17 protein-coding genes are annotated in these 18,258 nt (G+C 67.5%); 11 read left to right on the top strand and 6 right to left on the bottom strand.

What is annotated here, in order from left to right:
* Positions 1–149 precede the first annotated feature (149 nt).
* The 5 genes from VPH46_RS00335 (at position 150) to VPH46_RS00315 (ending at position 5,558) form a co-directional block, all read left to right on the top strand.
* Entirely contained in the window at positions 150–2,675 is a 2,526-nt protein-coding gene (locus tag VPH46_RS00335) for a TonB-dependent receptor (protein WP_416607846.1), read from the top strand.
* Positions 2,676–2,809: 134 nt separating this feature from the next.
* The gene (locus tag VPH46_RS00330) at positions 2,810–3,919 is read left to right on the top strand and encodes a sensor histidine kinase (RefSeq protein WP_125960079.1); all 1,110 of its coding nucleotides are present in this window, start codon (positions 2,810–2,812) and stop codon (positions 3,917–3,919) included.
* Positions 3,916–4,719 (top strand): LytR/AlgR family response regulator transcription factor, encoded by an 804-nt coding sequence (locus VPH46_RS00325; protein WP_239434107.1) that lies wholly within the window; start codon positions 3,916–3,918, stop codon positions 4,717–4,719. The genes VPH46_RS00330 and VPH46_RS00325 overlap by 4 nt, the downstream gene beginning before the upstream one ends.
* Before the next feature lie 75 nt (positions 4,720–4,794).
* Positions 4,795–5,256 carry a hypothetical protein gene (locus VPH46_RS00320; protein ID WP_416607843.1) on the top strand — a complete coding sequence of 154 codons (462 nt, stop codon included), beginning with the start codon at positions 4,795–4,797 and terminating at the stop codon, positions 5,254–5,256.
* Positions 5,253–5,558 (top strand): transcriptional regulator, encoded by a 306-nt coding sequence (locus VPH46_RS00315; protein WP_132881967.1) that lies wholly within the window; start codon positions 5,253–5,255, stop codon positions 5,556–5,558. The genes VPH46_RS00320 and VPH46_RS00315 overlap by 4 nt, the downstream gene beginning before the upstream one ends.
* Positions 5,559–5,598: 40 nt before the next feature.
* Here the strand turns inward: VPH46_RS00315 and VPH46_RS00310 are convergent, their stop codons facing one another.
* The 4 genes from VPH46_RS00310 to VPH46_RS00295 all read right to left on the bottom strand — a co-directional run bounded on the left by VPH46_RS00310 (position 5,599) and on the right by VPH46_RS00295 (position 9,478).
* The gene (locus VPH46_RS00310) at positions 5,599–5,877 is read right to left on the bottom strand and encodes a DUF3297 family protein (protein WP_125960083.1); all 279 of its coding nucleotides are present in this window, start codon (positions 5,875–5,877) and stop codon (positions 5,599–5,601) included.
* A gap of 91 nt (positions 5,878–5,968) precedes the next feature.
* Positions 5,969–6,400 carry a hypothetical protein gene (locus tag VPH46_RS00305; RefSeq protein WP_416607840.1) on the bottom strand — a complete coding sequence of 144 codons (432 nt, stop codon included), beginning with the start codon at positions 6,398–6,400 and terminating at the stop codon, positions 5,969–5,971.
* A 204-nt stretch (positions 6,401–6,604) separates the two neighbouring features.
* A complete protein-coding gene (gene typA / locus VPH46_RS00300) occupies positions 6,605–8,443 on the bottom strand; it encodes a translational GTPase TypA (RefSeq protein ID WP_125960085.1) in 1,839 nt (612 codons plus the stop codon).
* Positions 8,444–8,524: 81 nt separating this feature from the next.
* Positions 8,525–9,478 (bottom strand): hypothetical protein, encoded by a 954-nt coding sequence (locus VPH46_RS00295; protein ID WP_416607838.1) that lies wholly within the window; start codon positions 9,476–9,478, stop codon positions 8,525–8,527.
* A 91-nt stretch (positions 9,479–9,569) separates the two neighbouring features.
* Here VPH46_RS00295 and VPH46_RS00290 point away from each other — a divergent pair, with 91 nt between their 5' ends.
* The 4 genes from VPH46_RS00290 to VPH46_RS00275 all read left to right on the top strand — a co-directional run bounded on the left by VPH46_RS00290 (position 9,570) and on the right by VPH46_RS00275 (position 13,272).
* Complete coding sequence (locus VPH46_RS00290) at positions 9,570–10,763, top strand: toxic anion resistance protein (protein WP_317893230.1); 1,194 nt, start codon at positions 9,570–9,572, stop codon at positions 10,761–10,763.
* 9 nt (positions 10,764–10,772) lie between these two features.
* Positions 10,773–11,483 carry a hypothetical protein gene (locus tag VPH46_RS00285; protein ID WP_416607835.1) on the top strand — a complete coding sequence of 237 codons (711 nt, stop codon included), beginning with the start codon at positions 10,773–10,775 and terminating at the stop codon, positions 11,481–11,483.
* Between the two features lie 65 nt (positions 11,484–11,548).
* A complete protein-coding gene (locus VPH46_RS00280) occupies positions 11,549–11,968 on the top strand; it encodes a VOC family protein (protein WP_416607833.1) in 420 nt (139 codons plus the stop codon).
* A 59-nt stretch (positions 11,969–12,027) separates the two neighbouring features.
* Positions 12,028–13,272 carry an MFS transporter gene (locus tag VPH46_RS00275; RefSeq protein ID WP_416607831.1) on the top strand — a complete coding sequence of 415 codons (1,245 nt, stop codon included), beginning with the start codon at positions 12,028–12,030 and terminating at the stop codon, positions 13,270–13,272.
* A 105-nt stretch (positions 13,273–13,377) separates the two neighbouring features.
* Here the strand turns inward: VPH46_RS00275 and VPH46_RS00270 are convergent, their stop codons facing one another.
* On the bottom strand, positions 13,378–15,126 hold the full coding sequence (locus VPH46_RS00270; protein ID WP_416607829.1) for a class I adenylate-forming enzyme family protein: 1,749 nt from the start codon (positions 15,124–15,126) through the stop codon (positions 13,378–13,380).
* Between the two features lie 114 nt (positions 15,127–15,240).
* Here VPH46_RS00270 and VPH46_RS00265 point away from each other — a divergent pair, with 114 nt between their 5' ends.
* Positions 15,241–16,110: an acyl-CoA thioesterase gene (locus VPH46_RS00265; protein ID WP_416607827.1), complete on the top strand. Its 870-nt coding sequence runs from the start codon at positions 15,241–15,243 to the stop codon at positions 16,108–16,110.
* Between the two features lie 151 nt (positions 16,111–16,261).
* Here the strand turns inward: VPH46_RS00265 and VPH46_RS00260 are convergent, their stop codons facing one another.
* Positions 16,262–17,260, bottom strand: a complete 999-nt coding sequence (locus tag VPH46_RS00260) for a phosphotransferase family protein (protein WP_416607825.1) — start codon at positions 17,258–17,260, stop codon at positions 16,262–16,264.
* Positions 17,261–17,465: 205 nt separating this feature from the next.
* Between VPH46_RS00260 and VPH46_RS00255 the strand changes: the two genes are divergently transcribed.
* Positions 17,466–18,161: a glutathione S-transferase N-terminal domain-containing protein gene (locus VPH46_RS00255; protein WP_416607823.1), complete on the top strand. Its 696-nt coding sequence runs from the start codon at positions 17,466–17,468 to the stop codon at positions 18,159–18,161.
* The last annotated feature ends 97 nt before the right edge of the window (positions 18,162–18,258 follow it).

Here is an 18,258-nt window from a genome sequence, read left to right as displayed (position 1 = left end):
CCACCGAGTGTGGCGTTTGTGCAACGCAGCAAAAAGCTTTTGGTTCCCCCTCCCCTCATTGTCACAAAGCGGACATATGAATCGCCCACGGGGCGGCCAGACGGTGAACGGGCACCGCGTCTGAGCATCCGCTCACGATAGGGGAACACATGCGTACGAAGCTTTTTGCAGGCGTGGCTTTTGCCGCGCTGGTCATTCCGGCTGCCGCAATGGCGCAGTCGACTGCATCGCAGGAGTTTAACGAGGGTAGCGAAGTCGTCGTCACGGGCCGGGCCGATCGCACGATCGGGGGCGTGGACCTTCCGAACCAGCCCAAGGCGCAGGTGGTCCTCGACAGCGAGATCATCCAGCGGCAGCGTCCGGGCCAGACGATCAACGACGTCATCAACCTGGTTCCGGGTGTCAGCTTCCAGAACAACGACCCCTATGGTTCGTCGGGCGGTGGCTTCCGCATCCGCGGCTTCGACTCGTCGCGCATTTCGCAGACGCTGGACGGCATTCCGCTGAACGACAGCGGCAACTATGCCATCTACACCAACCAGCAGGTCGACAGCGAGATCATCGACAACGTCAGCGTCAACCTGGGCGCAACCGACGTCGACAGCCCGACTGCATCGGCCGTCGGCGGCACCGTGAACCTGCGCACCCGCGTCCCCGGCGACGAGCTGGGCGCGATGTTCACCGCTTCCTATGGTGAGTACGACTATCACCGCGTGTTCGGCATGATCGACACCGGCGACATCACCGGCATGGGCACCAAGGCGTTCGCCTCGGCCTCGTGGGTTTCGTACGACAACCCGTTCAACAACTACGGCCGCATCAAGAAGCAGCAGTACAACGCCCGCATCTACCAGGATCTGGGCGGCAACGGCGACTTCATCTCGATCGCAGGCCACTACAACCAGGCTCGCAACAACTTCTTCGGTTCGGGTCCGCTGCGTGGCGATCCCGGCCGCGAGACCGGCACCGGCAGCGGCAACCGCTTCCCGACCAGCTTCGACGAAGCCAGCTACGACGTTCCGGTGTGCAGCACCGACACGCCGGAGACCGGCGTGGTCGACACGACGAACAGCTGCGGCACCCAGTATGACCGCCGCTACAACCCGTCGAACACCGGCAACATCCGTGGTTCGTCGCGCTTCACGCTCGCCGATGGCCTGACCCTGACGGTTGATCCCAGCTATCAGTACACCAAGGCGAACGGCGGCGGCACGGTGACGGGCCGCGAAGGCGTCCGCACCATCAACGGCGTCAACTACACGGGCTTCATCGGCGGCCAGTACTACTTCGGCCGTGACCTGAACTTCGACGGCGACGTACTCGACACCTGCAGCACCAGCGGCGCGGCATGCGCCAGCAGCAACGCCAACGGCGTCACCCTGCTCGCTCCGAGCCAGACCGTGACCAACCGCTACATGGTGATCTCGAACCTGGTGTATCAGATCAACGACGCACACCGCGTCCGCTTGTCCTACACCTACGATCGCGCGCGCCATCGTCAGACCGGCGAAACCGGCTTCCTGTACAGCAACGGCGAACCGTTCGACGTGTTCCCGATCAACGACCCGATCACGGACCTCAACGGCAACGTCGTTCAGAAGCGTGACCGCAAGTCGTACGCGATCCTGAACCAGGTGTCGGGCCAGTACCGCGGCGAGTTCCTCGAGAACAACCTCGTCCTCGACCTCGGTCTGCGCGTGCCGTTCTTCAAGCGCGACCTGAACCAGAACTGCTTCACCACGGCAGCCAACGGCAACGTCGACTGCGTCGCCTCGGACAACGCCTCCGGCTATGCGGCGGCCAACCCGAACTATGCGGCACCGCGCTCGCGTGATTACACGTACAACCGTGCGCTTCCGAACGTCGGCCTGACCTACAACATCACGCCGCAGGCGAGCATCTTCGCCAGCTACGCAAAGGGCCTCTCGGTCCCGGGCACCGACACGCTGTACAGCGCGCTGTACTTCGCCGATGGCACGGAAGGGGCCGATCCGGCACCGGAAACCACGGACAGCTTCGACCTCGGCCTGCGCTACCGCTCCGGCATCGTCACGGCGCAGCTGGGCGGCTATTACATCAAGTTCAAGAACCGCATCGCGACCGCGTTCGATGCCGAGCTTGGTGAAAGCGTCTCGCGCAACATCGGCAAGGTCGACCGCTACGGCTTCGACGGCAGCATCTCGGTGCAGCCGATCCGCGAGATCACGGCCTATGTCTTCGGTTCGTACCTGAACTCGGAGATCCAGGACGATGTGCAGACCGGTGCGAACACCTTCCTGCCGACCGCCGGCAAGCAGGAGTCGGGCCTGTCGAAGTGGAGCTTCGGTGGTCGCCTGCAGGGTACCCTGGGCCCGGTCGAGCTCGGCGCACAGGTCAAGTACACCGGCCCCCGCTACATCAACGACATCAACGAGCCGTTGGTGCAGACGATCTCGGGCGTGGTGACCGATGTCTTCCCGGCGAAGGTGGACGGCTACACGCTGGTCGACCTCGACGCCCGCTTCTCGCTGGCCCAGTTCGGTCTGGACAAGACCTTCTTCCAGCTGAACGTGTCGAACCTCTTCAACGAGTTCTACGTCGGCTACATCAGCGGCAGCTCGAACAACACGAGCGTTCCGTTCGTGCAGTTCGGTGCTCCCCGCGCCGTCAGCGGCTCGATCGTGATCGGCTTCTAAGCCCTCGATCCGAACGCGACCTAACAGCAGGCCGCCGTTCCCCACCCGGGGAGCGGCGGTTTTGCTTTTTGGCGGGGGGTGTGGTTCCCGCGCCCCTTCCCCGCGAAGTTGACCCGCAGTAAGGCGGCGGCACGATGGCTGCCGTGTCTTCCCTGTTCTCGCGCCCGTTCTTCGAAGAGAAGAGCCGCGCCTTCTGGATCCTGCAGGCCGCGGGATGGAGCGGCTATCTGCTGCTGCGCACCGTCTCCACGGTGTTCAATGCGCCCAGCCTCAAGGTGGTGCTGGGCGTCATCGTGGAATCCATCGTCGGTTATTGCCTGACGCTGCTGATGTCGGTGCTCTACGGCAGCTATCGGCGCCTGCCCCGGATGTGGGCGATCATCTGCACGCTGCTGACGCTGTTCGCGGCCACGCTGCTCTATGCGATCATCGAGACCTATACCTTCTCGCTCTCGCGCGCCAACGCGCCGTCGACGGCGGTGCTGGACCTCTCGCTGCTGCCGGGGCTGTTGTTCCTCACCTTCACGGTGCTGGCCGGCTGGTCCGCCCTCTATTTCGGCATCAACTTCTACCTGATCGTCGAGCAGCAGACCCGCACCATGCAGGCGCTGGAGAACCAGGCGTCGTCGGCGCAGCTGGCGATGCTGCGCTATCAGCTGAACCCGCACTTCCTGTTCAACACGCTCAACTCGATCTCCACGCTGGTGCTGCTCAAGCACACCGAGCGCGCCAACATCATGCTGTCGCGGCTCGCGTCGTTCCTGCGCTACACGCTCGCCAACGAGCCGACCGCGCATGTGACGCTGTCGCAGGAGGTGGAGACGCTGAAGCTCTACCTCGACATCGAGAAGATGCGCTTCGAGGAGCGGCTGCAGATGCGGTTCGACATCGACCCGCGGGTGGCGAACGCCCGCCTGCCCTCGCTGCTGCTGCAGCCGCTGGTCGAAAACGCCATCAAATACGCGGTCACCCCGAAGGAAGAGGGTGCCGAGATCGCGGTTACGGCTCGGCTCGCCGGGGAACGGGTGCAGATTGGCGTTTCGGATACCGGCCCGGGCTTGAACGAAGCGTCGCGCAGGCCGACCTTATCGACCGGCGTGGGACTGGCAAACATCCGAGAGCGACTGGCGCAGGCATATGGTGAAGACCATCGCCTCGATACGCGGTCGATTCCGGGCAGCGGGTTCAGCGTCGAGATCGAAATTCCGTTCCAGGTCGAGGAACGCACGCGAGAGGCTGCATGACCATCCGTACCATATTAGTCGACGACGAGCCGCTGGCCATCCAGGGGCTGGAACTGCGCCTGCAGGCGCATGAAGACGTCGAGATCGTCGACAAGTGCGTCAACGGCCGCGAGGCCATCCGCTCGATCAAGACCCACAAGCCCGACCTCGTGTTCCTCGACATCCAGATGCCGGGCTTCGACGGTTTCTCCGTCGTCCAGGGGCTGATGGAGGTGGAGCCGCCGCTGGTGGTGTTCGTCACCGCCTATTCCGACCACGCCCTGCGCGCGTTCGAGGCCCAGGCCGTCGACTACCTCATGAAGCCGGTGGACGACGCCCGCCTGGCCGACACGCTCGACCGCGTGCGCCAGCGCCTCAACGAGAAGCGCGGCCAGGCCGAGGTCGACCGGCTGAAGGAAGTGCTGGCCGAGGTCGCTCCGGAAGCCGCCGAGACGCTGTCGGACGGCAGCGACGGCGCGCACAATGCCAATCGGTTCGAGAAGCTGATCAACATCAAGGATCGCGGGCAGATCTTCCGCGTGGACGTCGACACGATCGAGCGCATCGACGCGGCCGGCGACTATATGTGCATCTACACCGGCGACAATACGCTGATCCTGCGCGAGACGATGAAGGACTTGGAAAAGCGGCTCGACCCGCGCCGCTTCCAGCGCGTCCACCGTTCGACCATCGTCAACCTGGACCTGGTGAAGCAGGTGAAGCCGCACACCAACGGCGAATGCTTCCTGGTGCTGGATTCCGGTGCGCAGGTGAAGGTGAGCCGCAGCTATCGCGACGTGGTGGCGCGCTTCGTCCACTGAGTTCCGGCGCATGGCGTCACTTGACGATGTGGAAAGTCAGTGTCACTTTCCACATCGGAAAGTGGAGAAACGCTGATGTCGCACCCTGATTCGCCTGATCCTGCCAGCGCCGCGCTGGCGCTTGCCGCCACCAATCGCGCGCGCTCCCGCATGGCCGCCGGCGATCTTGGCACCAGCTGGTACGCGCCCCTCTACGGCGTCGCCATCGCGGCGCTGATCGCCAGCTATGCGCTTCCCGAGCACCTGATCCCGATCGGTGTGGCCGGCAGCATCGCCGGCATGGCGCTGCTGTTCCGGTTCTGGAAGCGGCGCACCGGGCTTTCGGTGAACGGGTATCGCGCCGGCAGCACCCGCCCGACCGTGATCGCATTCGCGGTGCTGATGCTGGGCATGCTGATGGCTGGCGTCGTGCTCCGCTTCCGCCTGGGGATCGTGTGGGCGCCGCTGCCGCTGGGGGCGGTGGGCGGCGTCGTGGCGACGCTCGCGAGCCGACGCTTCGATCGCATCTGGCGCGAAGAACTGGCGGCGCCGCTGTGAGCGCGATCCCGGGCTATGATGCGGTGCTGAACGCCCCCGTGCGCCTGCAGGTCTGCGCGCTGCTGATCGAGGCGGAGGAGGTGGAGTTCGCCCGCATCCGGGAAGCCATCGGCATCAGCGAATCCGTGCTGTCCAAGCACGCGGCGCAGCTGGATGCGGCAGGCTATGTCCGGCTGCGCAAGGCCAGCATGGGGGGGCGGCAACGAACCTGGCTGGCGCTGACGACGCCTGGCAAGCAGGCGTTTCGAACGCATGTGGCCGCACTCACACGCCTGGCCGCCATGGCCGAGGCGGCGGAGTAACGCGCGGGCATAGCGACCCGCGCGCCCTGGGGTCGGACGGTCAGCCCTGCTCGGCTTCGCCGGCCGCAGCTTCGTCTTCAGTGCCGGTCTGGAACCAGGCTTCCACCGGGCCGATCAGCTTAATCGTGAGCGGCTGGCCGTGGCGGTCGACCTTCTTGCCCAGGCCGACGCGGATCCAGCCTTCGGAGATCGAATATTCCTCGACGTCGCGGCGCTCCACGCCCTTAAAGCGGATGCCGACGCCGCGCTCCAGCGCCTCGCGGTCGAAATGCGGGCTGCGCGGGTTGATCGAAAGGTGGTCGGGGGGTGTATCGCTCATGGGCGGCCGCATGGCGCAAAACCGCGCCCGCGCCAACAAAAAAAGGGCGGCGCGTGGCCCCTGCCCGCGCCGCCCTCCGATGGTGGCAGCGTCAGTTGCAGACGCGCACGCGCACCGGATAGCCGTAGTAGGGATCGAAGCGCTCCTCGTCCCAGCACTGGCGGTGATCGCGATAGCGATAGGCGTAATAGCCGTCGGCGGGATAATAGCCCCGCTGACGATAGTAGCGATCGTCATAGTCATAGGCGTAGCCGCGGTCGCGGTAGTAGCGATCGCGGTACCGGCGGTCGTTGGCGCTGGATGCGAGCGCTGCGCCCAGCACCACGCCGACGACACCGGCCGCAATCGCCGGACCGGCCGAGCTGCGCCCGCGATAGCCCCGATAGCCGGGGTAGTAGCCGTGGTAGCCGCCGTGCGGGTAATAGCCGCCGCGGTAGCGCTGGGCCTCTGCAGGCGCCGACGCGGTCAGCGCGGTGGCGGCAAGCGCGACGCCTAGCCCGGCCTTCTTCAACAAGGATTTCATCTCCGAACTCCTCCTCTCTTCTCGCGTCCGGGCGTGACGGAGATCACGCAGCGGGCACGACAGGCAGGCAGTAGCGCGGATGCGCTGAACCGGGGGGTAACCCGTTGTTCAGCCAGGGTTTAGTCAGCCAGCAAAAAGGCGCCGGATGCTGGTGCATCCGACGCCTCTTGCGTTGGTTCGCAGATCGCGAAGGCTAGGCCGGGATCAGGCCGCCTTCGAACGCGACATGCGCTTGCGCACGTTCGGGTCGAGGAAGCGCTTGCGCAGCCGGATGTTCTTCGGCGTGACTTCCACCATCTCATCGTCGTCGATGTAGGCGATCGCCTGTTCCAGCGTCATCTTCTTCGGCGGAGTCAGGCGGATCGCATCGTCCTTGCCGCCCGATGCGCGGAAGTTCGTCAGCTGCTTCGCCTTCATCGGGTTGACCTCGAGGTCATCCGTCTTGGCGTTCTCGCCGATGATCATACCCTCGTAGAGGGCCTCGCCGTGGCCGACGAACAGGATGCCGCGGTCCTCGAGCGGGCCGAGCGCATAGCCCTGGGCCTCGCCGGCGCCGTTGGAGATGAGCACGCCGTTCTTGCGGCCCTCGATCGTACCCTTGAAGGGGCCATAGCGCTCGAACAGGCGGTTCATGATGCCGGTGCCGCGGGTGTCCGACAGGAACTCGCCGTGGTAGCCGATCAGGCCGCGCGACGGTGCCGAGAAGGTGATGCGGGTCTTGCCGCCACCCGACGGACGCATGTCCGTCATCTCGGCCTTGCGCTGGTTCATCTTGTCGACGACCGTGCCCGAGAACTCATCGTCCACGTCGATCACCACCGTCTCGTACGGCTCGGTCTTGGCGCCGTTCTCGTCGGTGCCGAACAGCACGCGCGGACGACTGATGCCGAGCTCGAAGCCCTCGCGGCGCATCGTCTCGATCAGCACGCCCAGCTGAAGCTCGCCGCGGCCGGCGACTTCGAAGCTGTCCTTGTCCTCGCTCTCGGTGACCTTGATCGCGACGTTGGACTCCGCTTCGCGCTCCAGGCGATCGCGGATCATGCGGCTGGTGACCTTCGAACCCTCACGCCCCGCCATCGGCGAGTCGTTGACGGCGAAGCGCATCGACAGCGTCGGCGGATCAATCGGCTGCGCCTGGATCGCCTCGGTGACGGTCGTGTCGCAGATCGTGTTCGACACGGTTGCGACGGCGAGACCGGCGAGCGAGATGATGTCGCCAGCCTTCGCCTCTTCGGTGGGCACACGCTCCAGACCCTGGAAGGTCATGATCTTGGAGGCGCGGCCGGTCTCGATCACGTTGCCGGCCATGTCGAGCGCGTGGATCGGCTGGTTGAGCTTCACCGTGCCCGACTGGACGCGACCGGTGAGGATGCGGCCCAGGAAGTTGTCGCGATCGAGCAGCGTCACCAGGAAGCTGAACGGCGCGTCGACGTCGAGGTTCGGCGCCGGCACGTGGCTGACGATCTTTTCGAACAGCGGGATCAGCGTGCCTTCGCGCGCATCGGGGTTGTCCGAGGCATAGCCGTTGCGGCCCGAAGCGTAGAGTACGGGGAAGTCGAGCTGCTCGTCGGTGGCGTCGAGCGAGACGAAGAGGTCGAAGACCTCGTCCAGCACTTCCTGTACGCGGCTGTCCGAACGGTCGATCTTGTTGACGACGACGATCGGCTTGAGGCCGAGCTTCAGCGCCTTGCCGGTCACGAACTTCGTCTGCGGCATCGCGCCTTCCGACGAGTCGACCAGCAGGATCACGCCGTCGACCATCGAGAGAATGCGCTCCACCTCACCGCCGAAGTCGGCGTGGCCGGGCGTGTCGACGATGTTGATGCGGACCGGCTCACCGCCGCCCGGAGGCGCCCATTCGACCGAGGTCGGCTTGGCGAGAATGGTGATCCCGCGCTCCTTCTCGAGGTCGTTCGAGTCCATCGCGCGCTCTTCCACGCGCTGGTTGTCGCGGAAGGTGCCCGACTGGCGGAACAGCTGGTCGACAAGGGTGGTTTTGCCATGATCGACGTGCGCGATGATGGCGATGTTGCGCAGGCTCATTCAATTTCCCGGAAAGTGGCCGACGCAGTGCGCGGGCGGTTTCGGCGCGGCCCTTAGCTTATTTCCTGCGCCGCGGAAAGGTCATTCGACGAAGCGGCCGCCGTCGAGCACGGCCAGCGGATCGGAAATCGTCAACATCTCTTCCAGCGCGCGGCGCTTGTCGGGCTGGCGTGCATACCAGCGCTCCCAGATGCGCTGCCCCATCCAGTACCCGGCTTCGCCAGGCCAGCCCTCGGGCGCGCTGCCATAGTTCCCGACCCAGCGATGCATCGCGACCGCCGCGGGCGAACCGCGTGCCGGATCGCCCTTGGTGTCGGCGGTGGTCGCCAGGTCGGCCTTGAGGATCTGCCAGAGCGCCGCCTCGCGGGCGCTGCCCCAGGCCGCGCGCTTCGGGTCCATTTCGGTACCGGTCGCCAGCGCGGCGATGAAGTCGGCCGCGCCCTCGGCCAGCACGGAGCGCAGCAGCGGTCCGCCGGGCGACGGCTCGCCGCCGTCCCGCTGCAACGCGTGGACGGTCTCGTGCGCATAGAATTGCCGGAGCACGGCGCGCAGTGCCTCGGGACTGCCGGAGATCCTGCACAGCGTCTCCAGTCCGAGCACCTGCATGCCCGGTGCTGCGGTTCCGCCGGAGTTGTCCGCCCCCACCACCAGGTAGATGCGGGGAAGTGGGCGGTCCGGAAACAGGGCACTCAGCGCAAGATAGGTGGCGCGAAGCTCCGGCGTCGTGGCCTTGACGACCGGCAGGCATTCCCGAACCGCTTCGGTATAGAGGCCGCGCTTGGCGGCGACGGTGCGCGCCAGATGGGCGGCATCGCGGATGCGGCCCGGCGTGAACACCCGCACGCCGTCGCTGGCGGCATCCAGATAGTCGCGCTGGATCTGCTCGGCCGTCAGCGGGCCCTCCGTGCGCGCGAGCAACGCCGCGAAGCGATCGGCGTCGCCGGTCTCGATCTCCACCGTCAGCGGATCGACGGCAGGCGGGGGAACCTCCACTTGGCCCAGCACGAGCGTGGCCCCGATCAGCAACTCCAGCAACGTACCCCCCTGCGATGCGTGTTATTTGCCTGATACACTTGCACAGCCGCGGCAAGCAACTATCCTCAAGGGACCAAGCACAGGAGACGATATGGCGACGCAGGTGGCGGAACAGGAGCTGAAACTCGAAGCGCCGGATCCCGTGCCCGCCGTGACGCCTGCCAAGGCTGCTGGGCTGGTGCCGGTGGACGACAAGAAGAAGTCGGAGCTGGAGACCCGCGTCGACAGCTTCATCGAGGACCTGATCGCACAGGACGTGAACTCGCCCGAGTTCGGCAAGCGCGTGGACGCGATCACCAACATGGGCGCGCGCGAAATCCGCGAGGCGGCGGGCCAGTCGAACCGCTTCCTCGATCGGCCGGTTAAGGCGATGGACCGCGAGAACGGCGTCGGTGCCGACCTCGCCCAGCTGCGCCGCACGATCGAGGACCTCGACCCCGGCAAGCAAGGCAATCTGCTGGCGCCCAAGAAGCTGTTCGGCATCCTGCCGTTCGGCAACAAGATGCGCGACTATTTCGACAGCTATAAGAGCTCGCAGACGCACATCGCGCAGATCCTGAAGAGCCTGCAGTCCGGCAAGGACGAGCTGCTGATGGACAATGCCGCGATCGACGTGGAGCGGCAGAACCTGTGGGCTGCGATGGGCCGGCTGGAGCAGATGATCTATCTCTCCAAGGAGATGGATCGCAAGCTGGAGGACCGGGCCAACGACCTGGACCACACCGATCCGGCCAAGGCCAAGGCGATCCGCGAGACCGCGCTGTTCTATGTCCGCCAGCGCACCCAGGATCTGCTCACGCAGATGGCGGTGACGGTGCAGGGCTATCTGGCGCTGGACCTGGTCAAGAAGAACAATGTCGAGCTGGTGAAGGGCGTCGATCGCGCCTCCACCACCACGGTCGGCGCGCTGCGCACGGCGGTGACGGTGGCGCAGGCGCTCACCAACCAGAAGCTGGTGCTCGAACAGATCACCGCGCTCAACACCACGACCGCGAACATCATCGATTCGACCGGCAAGCTGCTCAAGTCGCAGACCGCGCAGATCCACGAGCAGGCGGCGGCCTCCACCATCCCGGTCGAGACGCTGCAGCGCGCGTTCCAGAACATCTATGACACGATGGACGCGATCGACGTGTTCAAGCTCAAAGCGCTCGACAGCATGAAGACGACGGTCAACACGCTGTCGAACGAAGTCGAGCGGTCCAAGGGCTATATTGCCCGGGCCGAAGGCGCCGCGCAGAACGCCGGCGGCGGCGGCGAGACCTTCAAGCTCGAGGCGCTGTAAGGAACCGCCATGCAGAGCGAAGTCGACCACCAGATCGCCCGATCGACCGAAGTGTTGGAGCGATCGCGCGACCGTTATCGCGGCGGTGCGCAGCGCGTGAAGCGCAGGCGCGAGGCCGAGGTGCTGCGACGGCTGGGCCGCATCGCCGCGGCCGACCTCGCGATCCTGATCGGGGCGCTGGTAGTCGGCTGGTTCGTGCCGCTGGGGATCGGCGGGGCGATGCTGGTGATGGCGCTGCTGATCGCCGCCACCGCGCTGTTCGCGATCTTCCCGGTCGTGAAGGCGGCCACGCCCGAGACGTTCGCGACAGCGCCGCTGAAGGCGCTACCGCAACAGACCGAGCGCTGGCTGGAGACGCAGCGCCCCGCCCTCCCCGCGCCGGCGCGGACGCTGACCGATTCCATCGGCGTGCGGCTGGATACGCTCAGCCAGCAGTTGGGGGCGCTCGACGAGCGCGAGCCGGCCGCGGCCGAGGTGCGCAAGCTGGTCGGCGAGCAGCTGCCCGAGCTGGTGCGCGGCTATCAGCGCGTGCCCGAGCCGCTGCGCCGGGTGGAGCGCAACGGCCGCACTCCGGACGACCAGCTGGTCGAGGGGCTGAAGCTGATCGACGAGGAGATCGACGACATGAGCCGGCAGCTGGCGCAGGGCGACCTGGACAGCCTGGCGACGCGCAACCGGTACCTGCAGATCAAGTATCGCGACGACGAGACGCTGGCGTAACAGGCCGGCAGAGGCGTAGCATCGCGTCCGAGACGGGCCTGCGCCCGCTTTCGAGGAGAGTCGCGATGACGGTGCGTCCTGCCTTGATCCCGGTGCTGCGCTATGCCGATGCCCTCGGGGCGATCGACTTCCTGTGCACGGCCTTCGGCTTCGTGCGCCATGCCGTCTACAGCGACGCGGACACCTCCCGAGTGGACCATGCCGAGCTGGTGTGGGCGGGGCAGATGATCATGGTCTCGTCTGCGATCGACACGCCCTTTGCGCAGGCGGCGCGCATGCGCACGGCTGCCGAGGCGGGCTGCGTGACCCAGTCGCTCTACCTGGTGGTGGACGATGTGGACGGCCATGCCGCAACGGCCGCCGCAGCGGGTGCCGAGATTTTCCTGCCGCCCGAGGACCAGCCCTATGGGGGCCGCAGCTACAGCGCCCGCGATCCCGAGGGGAATGCCTGGACCTTCGGCAGCTACGATCCCTATGCGGGCTGAGGTCGGCTGATCCGCAGCGCGGATTGGACAGAGGGGCCAGGCCGGCCCACATGGCGAGCGTGACCGATACCGTTCTTCTGGAAGCGCCCGACACCGACCCGCCCCGCCAGCCGCAATGGACGGCATATGGGACGCCGGCCTACCGCCGCATCAGCCTGGCGCTGTTCCTGGCCGGGTTCGCCACCTTTTCGCTGATCTACTGCGTGCAGCCGCTGCTGCCGGAGTTCGCGCGCGATTTCGGCGTGGCGCCGGGGATTGCATCGCTGGCGCTGTCGCTGACCACCGGCCTGCTGGCGCTGGCGATCTTCGTCGCTGGCGCCTTTTCGCAGATGGTGCCCAGGCGGGGGCTGATGTTCGTGTCGATGGCGGGAGCCGCCGTGCTCAACCTTGCCGCGGCGCTGACGCCGAGCTTCTCCCTGCTGCTCGCGGCGCGCGCGCTGGTTGGGCTGGTGCTGGGCGGCGTGCCCGCGGTGGCGATGGCCTATCTGGCCGAGGAGATCGAGCCCGCCCACCTGGGCCGTGCCATGGGCCTCTATGTCGCGGGCACGGCGTTCGGCGGCATGGCGGGGCGCGTCGGCATGGGCCTGGCGACGGACCTCACCAGCTGGCGCGGGGCGATGGGGCTGCTGGGGGCACTCGACCTGGCGGCGGCGGTGGGTTTCGTGCTGCTGCTGCCGGCGTCGCGCAACTTCGCGGTGGTGCGCGGCTTCGATCCCGGTTTTCACCTCCGCACGTGGCGGGCGCATCTGCGCGATCCCCGGCTGCTGCGCCTGTTCACGCTCGCCTTCCTGCTGATGAGCGTGTTCGTGGCGCTGTTCAACTATGCCGGCTTCCGACTGGCGGCCGCGCCGTACGGCCTGGGGCAGGCCGCCACGAGCATGATCTTCCTGACCTATGCGCTCGGCATGGTCGCCTCCTCCAGCGCGGGGCGGCTCGCCGACCGGCATGGCCGTGCGCGCACGCTGGGCGTGGGGCTGGCGTTGCTGCTCGCCGGAATCGCGCTCACCCTGTCGGCGAGCCTGGTGTGGATCGTGGCCGGCATCACGCTGCTGACGATCGGCTTCTTTATCGGCCATTCGGTGGCGAGCGGCTGGGTCGGGCGGGTGGCGCAGGGCGCCAAGGGCCATGCGGCGTCGCTGTACCTGCTGTTCTACTATGTCGGGTCGAGCGTGACGGGGACGCTGGGCGGATGGTTCTGGGAGCATGGCGGCTGGCATGCGCTTGCGGCACTGACGGCGGTGCTGACGCTGCTGGGGTTCTGGGTGCTGGTGTCGCTGGCGCGGTTTAGCCGGGTGGATCGGTAGCGAGGGAGCAGCACCCGGGGTACGGGATTGAGGATCCTGGACTTCTGTCCGCGGGCGTCGGCGTTCGTGACCCTGGATTCCTGCCTTCGCAGGAGCGCGGTGGCGTCAGCGCTCGGGGGCGAACATCTCGCGGAGCGTTTGCTTCAGGATCTTGCCGTTGGGATTGCGGGGGAGCGTGGCCTCGACGAAGCGGATCGCGACCGGCACCTTGAAGGCCGCGAGGCGCGCGCCGACCCAGGCTTGCAGTTCGGCCTCGTCGGCCTGCGTGCCCGGCGCGAGATGGACGACGGCCGCCGGCTGTTCGCCGAGCGTGCGATGCGGAACACCGACCAGGGCGCAGTCGGTGACCGCCGGGTGCGCGTAGAGCACGTCCTCCACCTCGGCCGCGTAGATGTTCTCGCCGCCGCGGATCACCACGTCCTTTAGCCGATCGACGATGTGGCAGAAGCCGTCCGCGTCCAGGCGGGCGAGATCGCCGGTGCGGACCCAGCCTTCCACGAAGCTGGCGGCGGTTTCCTGCGGCCGGTTCCAATAGCCCTGCACCACCATCGGCCCGCGTGCCCAGAGTTCGCCGACTTGACCGTGCGGAAGCGGCTCGCCGGTTTCAGGGCAGAGGATCTTGAGGTCGGCGGTCGCGACCGGCGGGCCGCAGCTGGTCGGGCGCGCTAGATACTCCTCGGCCGCGTTGCTGGCGACCGTCGCCATCGTCTCCGTCATGCCCCAGCCGTTGCTCGGCATGGCCCCGAGCTCCGCGTGGATGCGGCGGGCGAGCTCGGGCGCGGCCGGCGCGCCGCCATAGGCGGTGCGGACGAGCGAGGAGAGATCGTGCGCGGGGCGATCGGGGTGCTCGAGCAGCTGCCAGGCGATGGCGGGAACGCCGCCGATCGCTTCGATCCGCTCCCGCTCGATCAGCGCCATGGCGGCGGCAGGGTCCCATTTGGGCATCAGCACGATCGTGCCGCCGGTCGCCAGCGCAATCATCAGGAAGGCACTGCACGCGGTGACGTGGAACAGCGGGATTGGCAGCAGCACCGTCTGCGCCGGCGAGCGCTCCGGCAGCGGCGCCCCGCGGCGCAACAGCGTGCGGGCAGACACGAAGCCGGACGAGAGAATGTTGCTCATCAGGTTGCGGTGGGTCCCGACCGCACCCTTGGGCCCGCCGGTGGTGCCGCTGGTGTAGAAGATGGTGACGGGATCGTCGGGGGCGACCTCGACCGCGGGGAACGGAACCTCGGGAAGGTTCGCCCAATCGCCGGGGGTTCCGATCAGGGCCTCAAGCGGTTCCGCGTGGCCAGGAAGCGGGTCCTGCCAGCCGGAGACCAGCACTGCCTCCAGCGCCGGCAACTCCGCGTAGTGGTCGAGCAGCCGTTCGTGACGGCGCGCGTCGGCGATCAGCAAGCGGGCGCCGGTATCGGCGAGCGCGAAGGCGAGTTCGCCGCCGGTCCACCAGGCGTTGAGCGGCACGGCGATGGCGCCCAGGCTCGCGATCGCCATCAGCGCGATCGGCCATTGCGGGCGGTTGCGCATCGCAATCGCCACCCGGTCGCCCCTAGCGATGCCGCGGGCGGCGAGGGCTGCGGCGAGCGTGGCGACCGCGCGATAGCTCGCCTCGAAGGTGACGCGTTCGTCCTCATGGATCAGGAACAGGCGATCGCCATAGGCACGGGACGCCTGGGCGAGCGCGGCGAGGCTGCGGGGTGCGTGCTTCCAGGTGCGGGTCGGCACGCCGCGGATCGCCACCGTCTCCATCTCGTACCGGGCGCCGGGTGCGGTGAGCCGCGCCGTCGCCTCCGCGAGGGTGCAGGCGGGCCAGGCTGAGCCCGGCGGCGGTTCGATCGGTTGGTGCGTGGACACGGCGCGGCTTCAAGACCCGGCAGCCGGCGCCGTCAAGCGGGGCGGATAAGTGCTTGCCGAATACGTAAAGCATGTGCCTATTGGTGCGATCGGATCGAAGGAACGACTATTCCCATGACCTACACCCCGGAACGACTGGTCGAGACGCTGACCGCGCTGCTCGACCTGGAGGAACTGGACACGGACCTGTACCGCGGCGCGCGGCTCCCTGGCGGGCGCGGACGCGTGTTCGGCGGCCAGGTGATCGGCCAGGCGCTCCAGGCGGCGCAGCGCTCCGTCGACGATAAGATCGCCCACTCGCTCCACGCCTATTTCATGCGCGCAGGCGATGCCGAGCATCCGATCATCTTCCGCGTGACCCGCGACTTCGACGGGCGGAGCTTCGCCACGCGGCGGGTGATGGCGTTGCAGCGCGGGCAGCCGATCCTGGTGCTCGCCGCCTCCTTCCAGCACCAGGAGGAAGGGCTGCACCACCAGGACGCGATGCCGGACGTGCCGCCGCCCGAGGCATTGGGATCCGAAGCGCAGGTGCAGGCGGAAATGGCAGGCGAGCTGTCGGACCCGGTGCGCAAGTTCCTTGCCCAGCCGCGCCCAATCGAGATGCGGCCGGTGGCGCCGGGCGACTGGCTGCGCTCCGAGCCGCGGCCGCCGGTGCAGCACAGCTGGTTCCGCACGGTCGCTCCCCTGCCCGACGATCCCGCGCTGCACCGGGCGGTGCTCGCCTATGCCAGCGACATGCTGCTCCTGGGCACGTCGATGATGCCGCATTCGGTACGGCTGGGCGATCCGCGCATGCAGACGGCGAGCCTGGACCACGCGCTATGGCTGCACGAGCCGTTCCGGTTCGACGACTGGCTGCTGTACACGACCGACAGCCCCTGGGCGGGCAACGGGCGCGGGTTCAACCGCGGGCGCATCTTCACGCGGGACGGCCGGCTGGTGGCGAGCGTCGCGCAGGAAGGGCTGATCCGCAAGCGGGGGTGACGGCCAAGCAGAGCAACGACTTGCGGTGCTTGGAACCCTGGGCTCCTGCCTTCGCAGGAGCACGGGGGAAAGCGGCCGACATCACTGCCGCCTTCCCAACTGGGCCCCGGCCTTCGCCGGGGTACGGGATCGTCCGGGTGGGAAAGCGGCCCTATGCGCCGGCGCGCTGGGCGTAGGTCCAGGCGGTGGCGGCCAGGGTTGCGCTGTGGGCGGGGGCCTCTTGCTGCTCCAGGACTGCGAGGCGGAAGAGCGTGTAGGCGAGATGCCAGTCGAGGGCTGCGCCCGCCTGGCGGCCGCTCCCGTGGCAGTAGCGCGCCACCATCTCGTCTGCCGAGGGGATGCCGCTTTCGGGGCCGGCGCGTTCGTCGAGGCCCGGATGCAGCTCCGTGCCGCTCACCCAGCGCGCGAGCACATAGGCAAGGTCGATGCGCGGGTCGCCGACGCCGGCCTGGTCCCAGTCCAGCACCGCGGCCACGCGGACGCCGTCTTGCGAGAAGAGCAGGTTCTGGAGACGGAAGTCGCCGTGGACGATCGCGGGCGGCGCGCGGTCCGGAAGCGCGGCCGGGAGCCAGTCGGCAAGGCGGGCGAGCTCGGGCGTCGCGCGGGCCGCCGGCTTAGTCGTCCAGTGGCCGAGCTTGCGGTCGAGCTCGCATTCGGTGAAGCCGATGGCGTCCAATGCGAGCGGCGCCGGGTCGATCGCATGGAGCGCCGCGAGCGCGTCGATCCATGCGTCATAATGTTCGCGGCGATGGGCGGGCGTCATGCCGGGCATGGTCTCGTCCCAGAGGGTGCGACCCTCCACAAGTTGCATCACGTAGAAGGGCTCGCCGAGCACGGAGGCATCGGTGCAGAGAGCCAGTGGACGCGGCGCGGGGAAGCCGGTCGTCTGCAGCGCCTGGAGCAAGCCGAACTCGCGCTCGAGCGGATGGATAGCCCCCTGCGGCTCGAACGGGCGGCGCCGGAGCACATAGGCGCGCTCGGGCGTGTCGATGCGGTAGGTGCGGTTGCGGCGCCCTCCGGCGAAGCGGACATAGGCGAGCGGCCCTTCGAACCCCTCGACCGCCTGTCCCATCCACTGCGCAAGCGCGGGGCCATCGAGGTCGTCGGCCGGGCGGGTCCCCAGCATCTGCGAGGTGTCGTGGGTGGTCATGCGCGCCCTCCGCGCCAGGACCGCAAGGGTAAGGGCTGCGCCCCTGCTGCCGGGCTGCCGTTCGCCATCGCGCTCTCCCCTTACCGCGCGCGACCGTCACCGCCGCGCCTGGGAACCATACGCGCACGGCCTGTGCGCGTTCCCTCGCCTTGCGCGTGCCAGCCCGCCCGCCCATGTCTCCGCACCGAAACAAGGAGCCCTGCCGATGATCCATCTCCACTATTGGCCGACCCCGAACGGCCACAAGATCACGCTGTTCCTGGAGGAGACCGGCCTCCCCTACACCATCCATCCGGTGAACATCGGCAAGGGCGAGCAGTTCGCGCCCGACTTCCTGAAGATCGCGCCCAACAACCGCATGCCCGCGATCGTCGACGACGAACCGGCGGACGGCGGCGCACCGATCAGCATCTTCGAATCCGGCGCGATCCTGCTCTACCTGGCCGAGAAGACCGGACGCTTTCTGGGGCCCGACCTGCGCACCCGCGTCGAGCAGACGCAGTGGCTGATGTGGCAGATGGGCGGGCTCGGCCCGATGCTGGGGCAGAACCATCATTTCAACCGCTATGCGCCCGAGAAAATCCCTTACGCTATCGAGCGCTACCTCAAGGAAACCAACCGCTTGTACGGCGTCCTTGACCGGCGGCTGGAAGGACGCGCGTTCATCGCCGGCGACTATTCGATCGCCGACATGGCCGCCTATCCCTGGATCGTGCCGCATGAAGCGCAGGGCCAGGACCTGACCGACTTCCCCAACGTCCAGCGGTGGTTCGAGGCGATCCGCACGCGGCCTGCGACTGAGCGCGCCTACGCGCTCGGCGAGACGGTGAACGCGAGCAGCGGCGAGATGACGGAGGAAGCGCGCCGCAACCTGTTCGGCCAGACGGCGAAGCGGGACTGAGTGCCGGGACAATTTGCGACAGTTTTCCGGTCGCGCGACATACCGGTGCGACAGGCCGGGCCCAGATAACGAGCCATCGCCGCGGCACCCTGCCCCG

Origin of the sequence: Sphingomonas sp. MJ1 (PH-R8) (genome assembly GCF_048058635.1) — a bacterium.
Classification (GTDB): domain Bacteria; phylum Pseudomonadota; class Alphaproteobacteria; order Sphingomonadales; family Sphingomonadaceae; genus Sphingomonas.
Note: the sequence above shows the minus strand (reverse complement) of the source record. Positions and strands in the feature narration are given on the sequence as shown.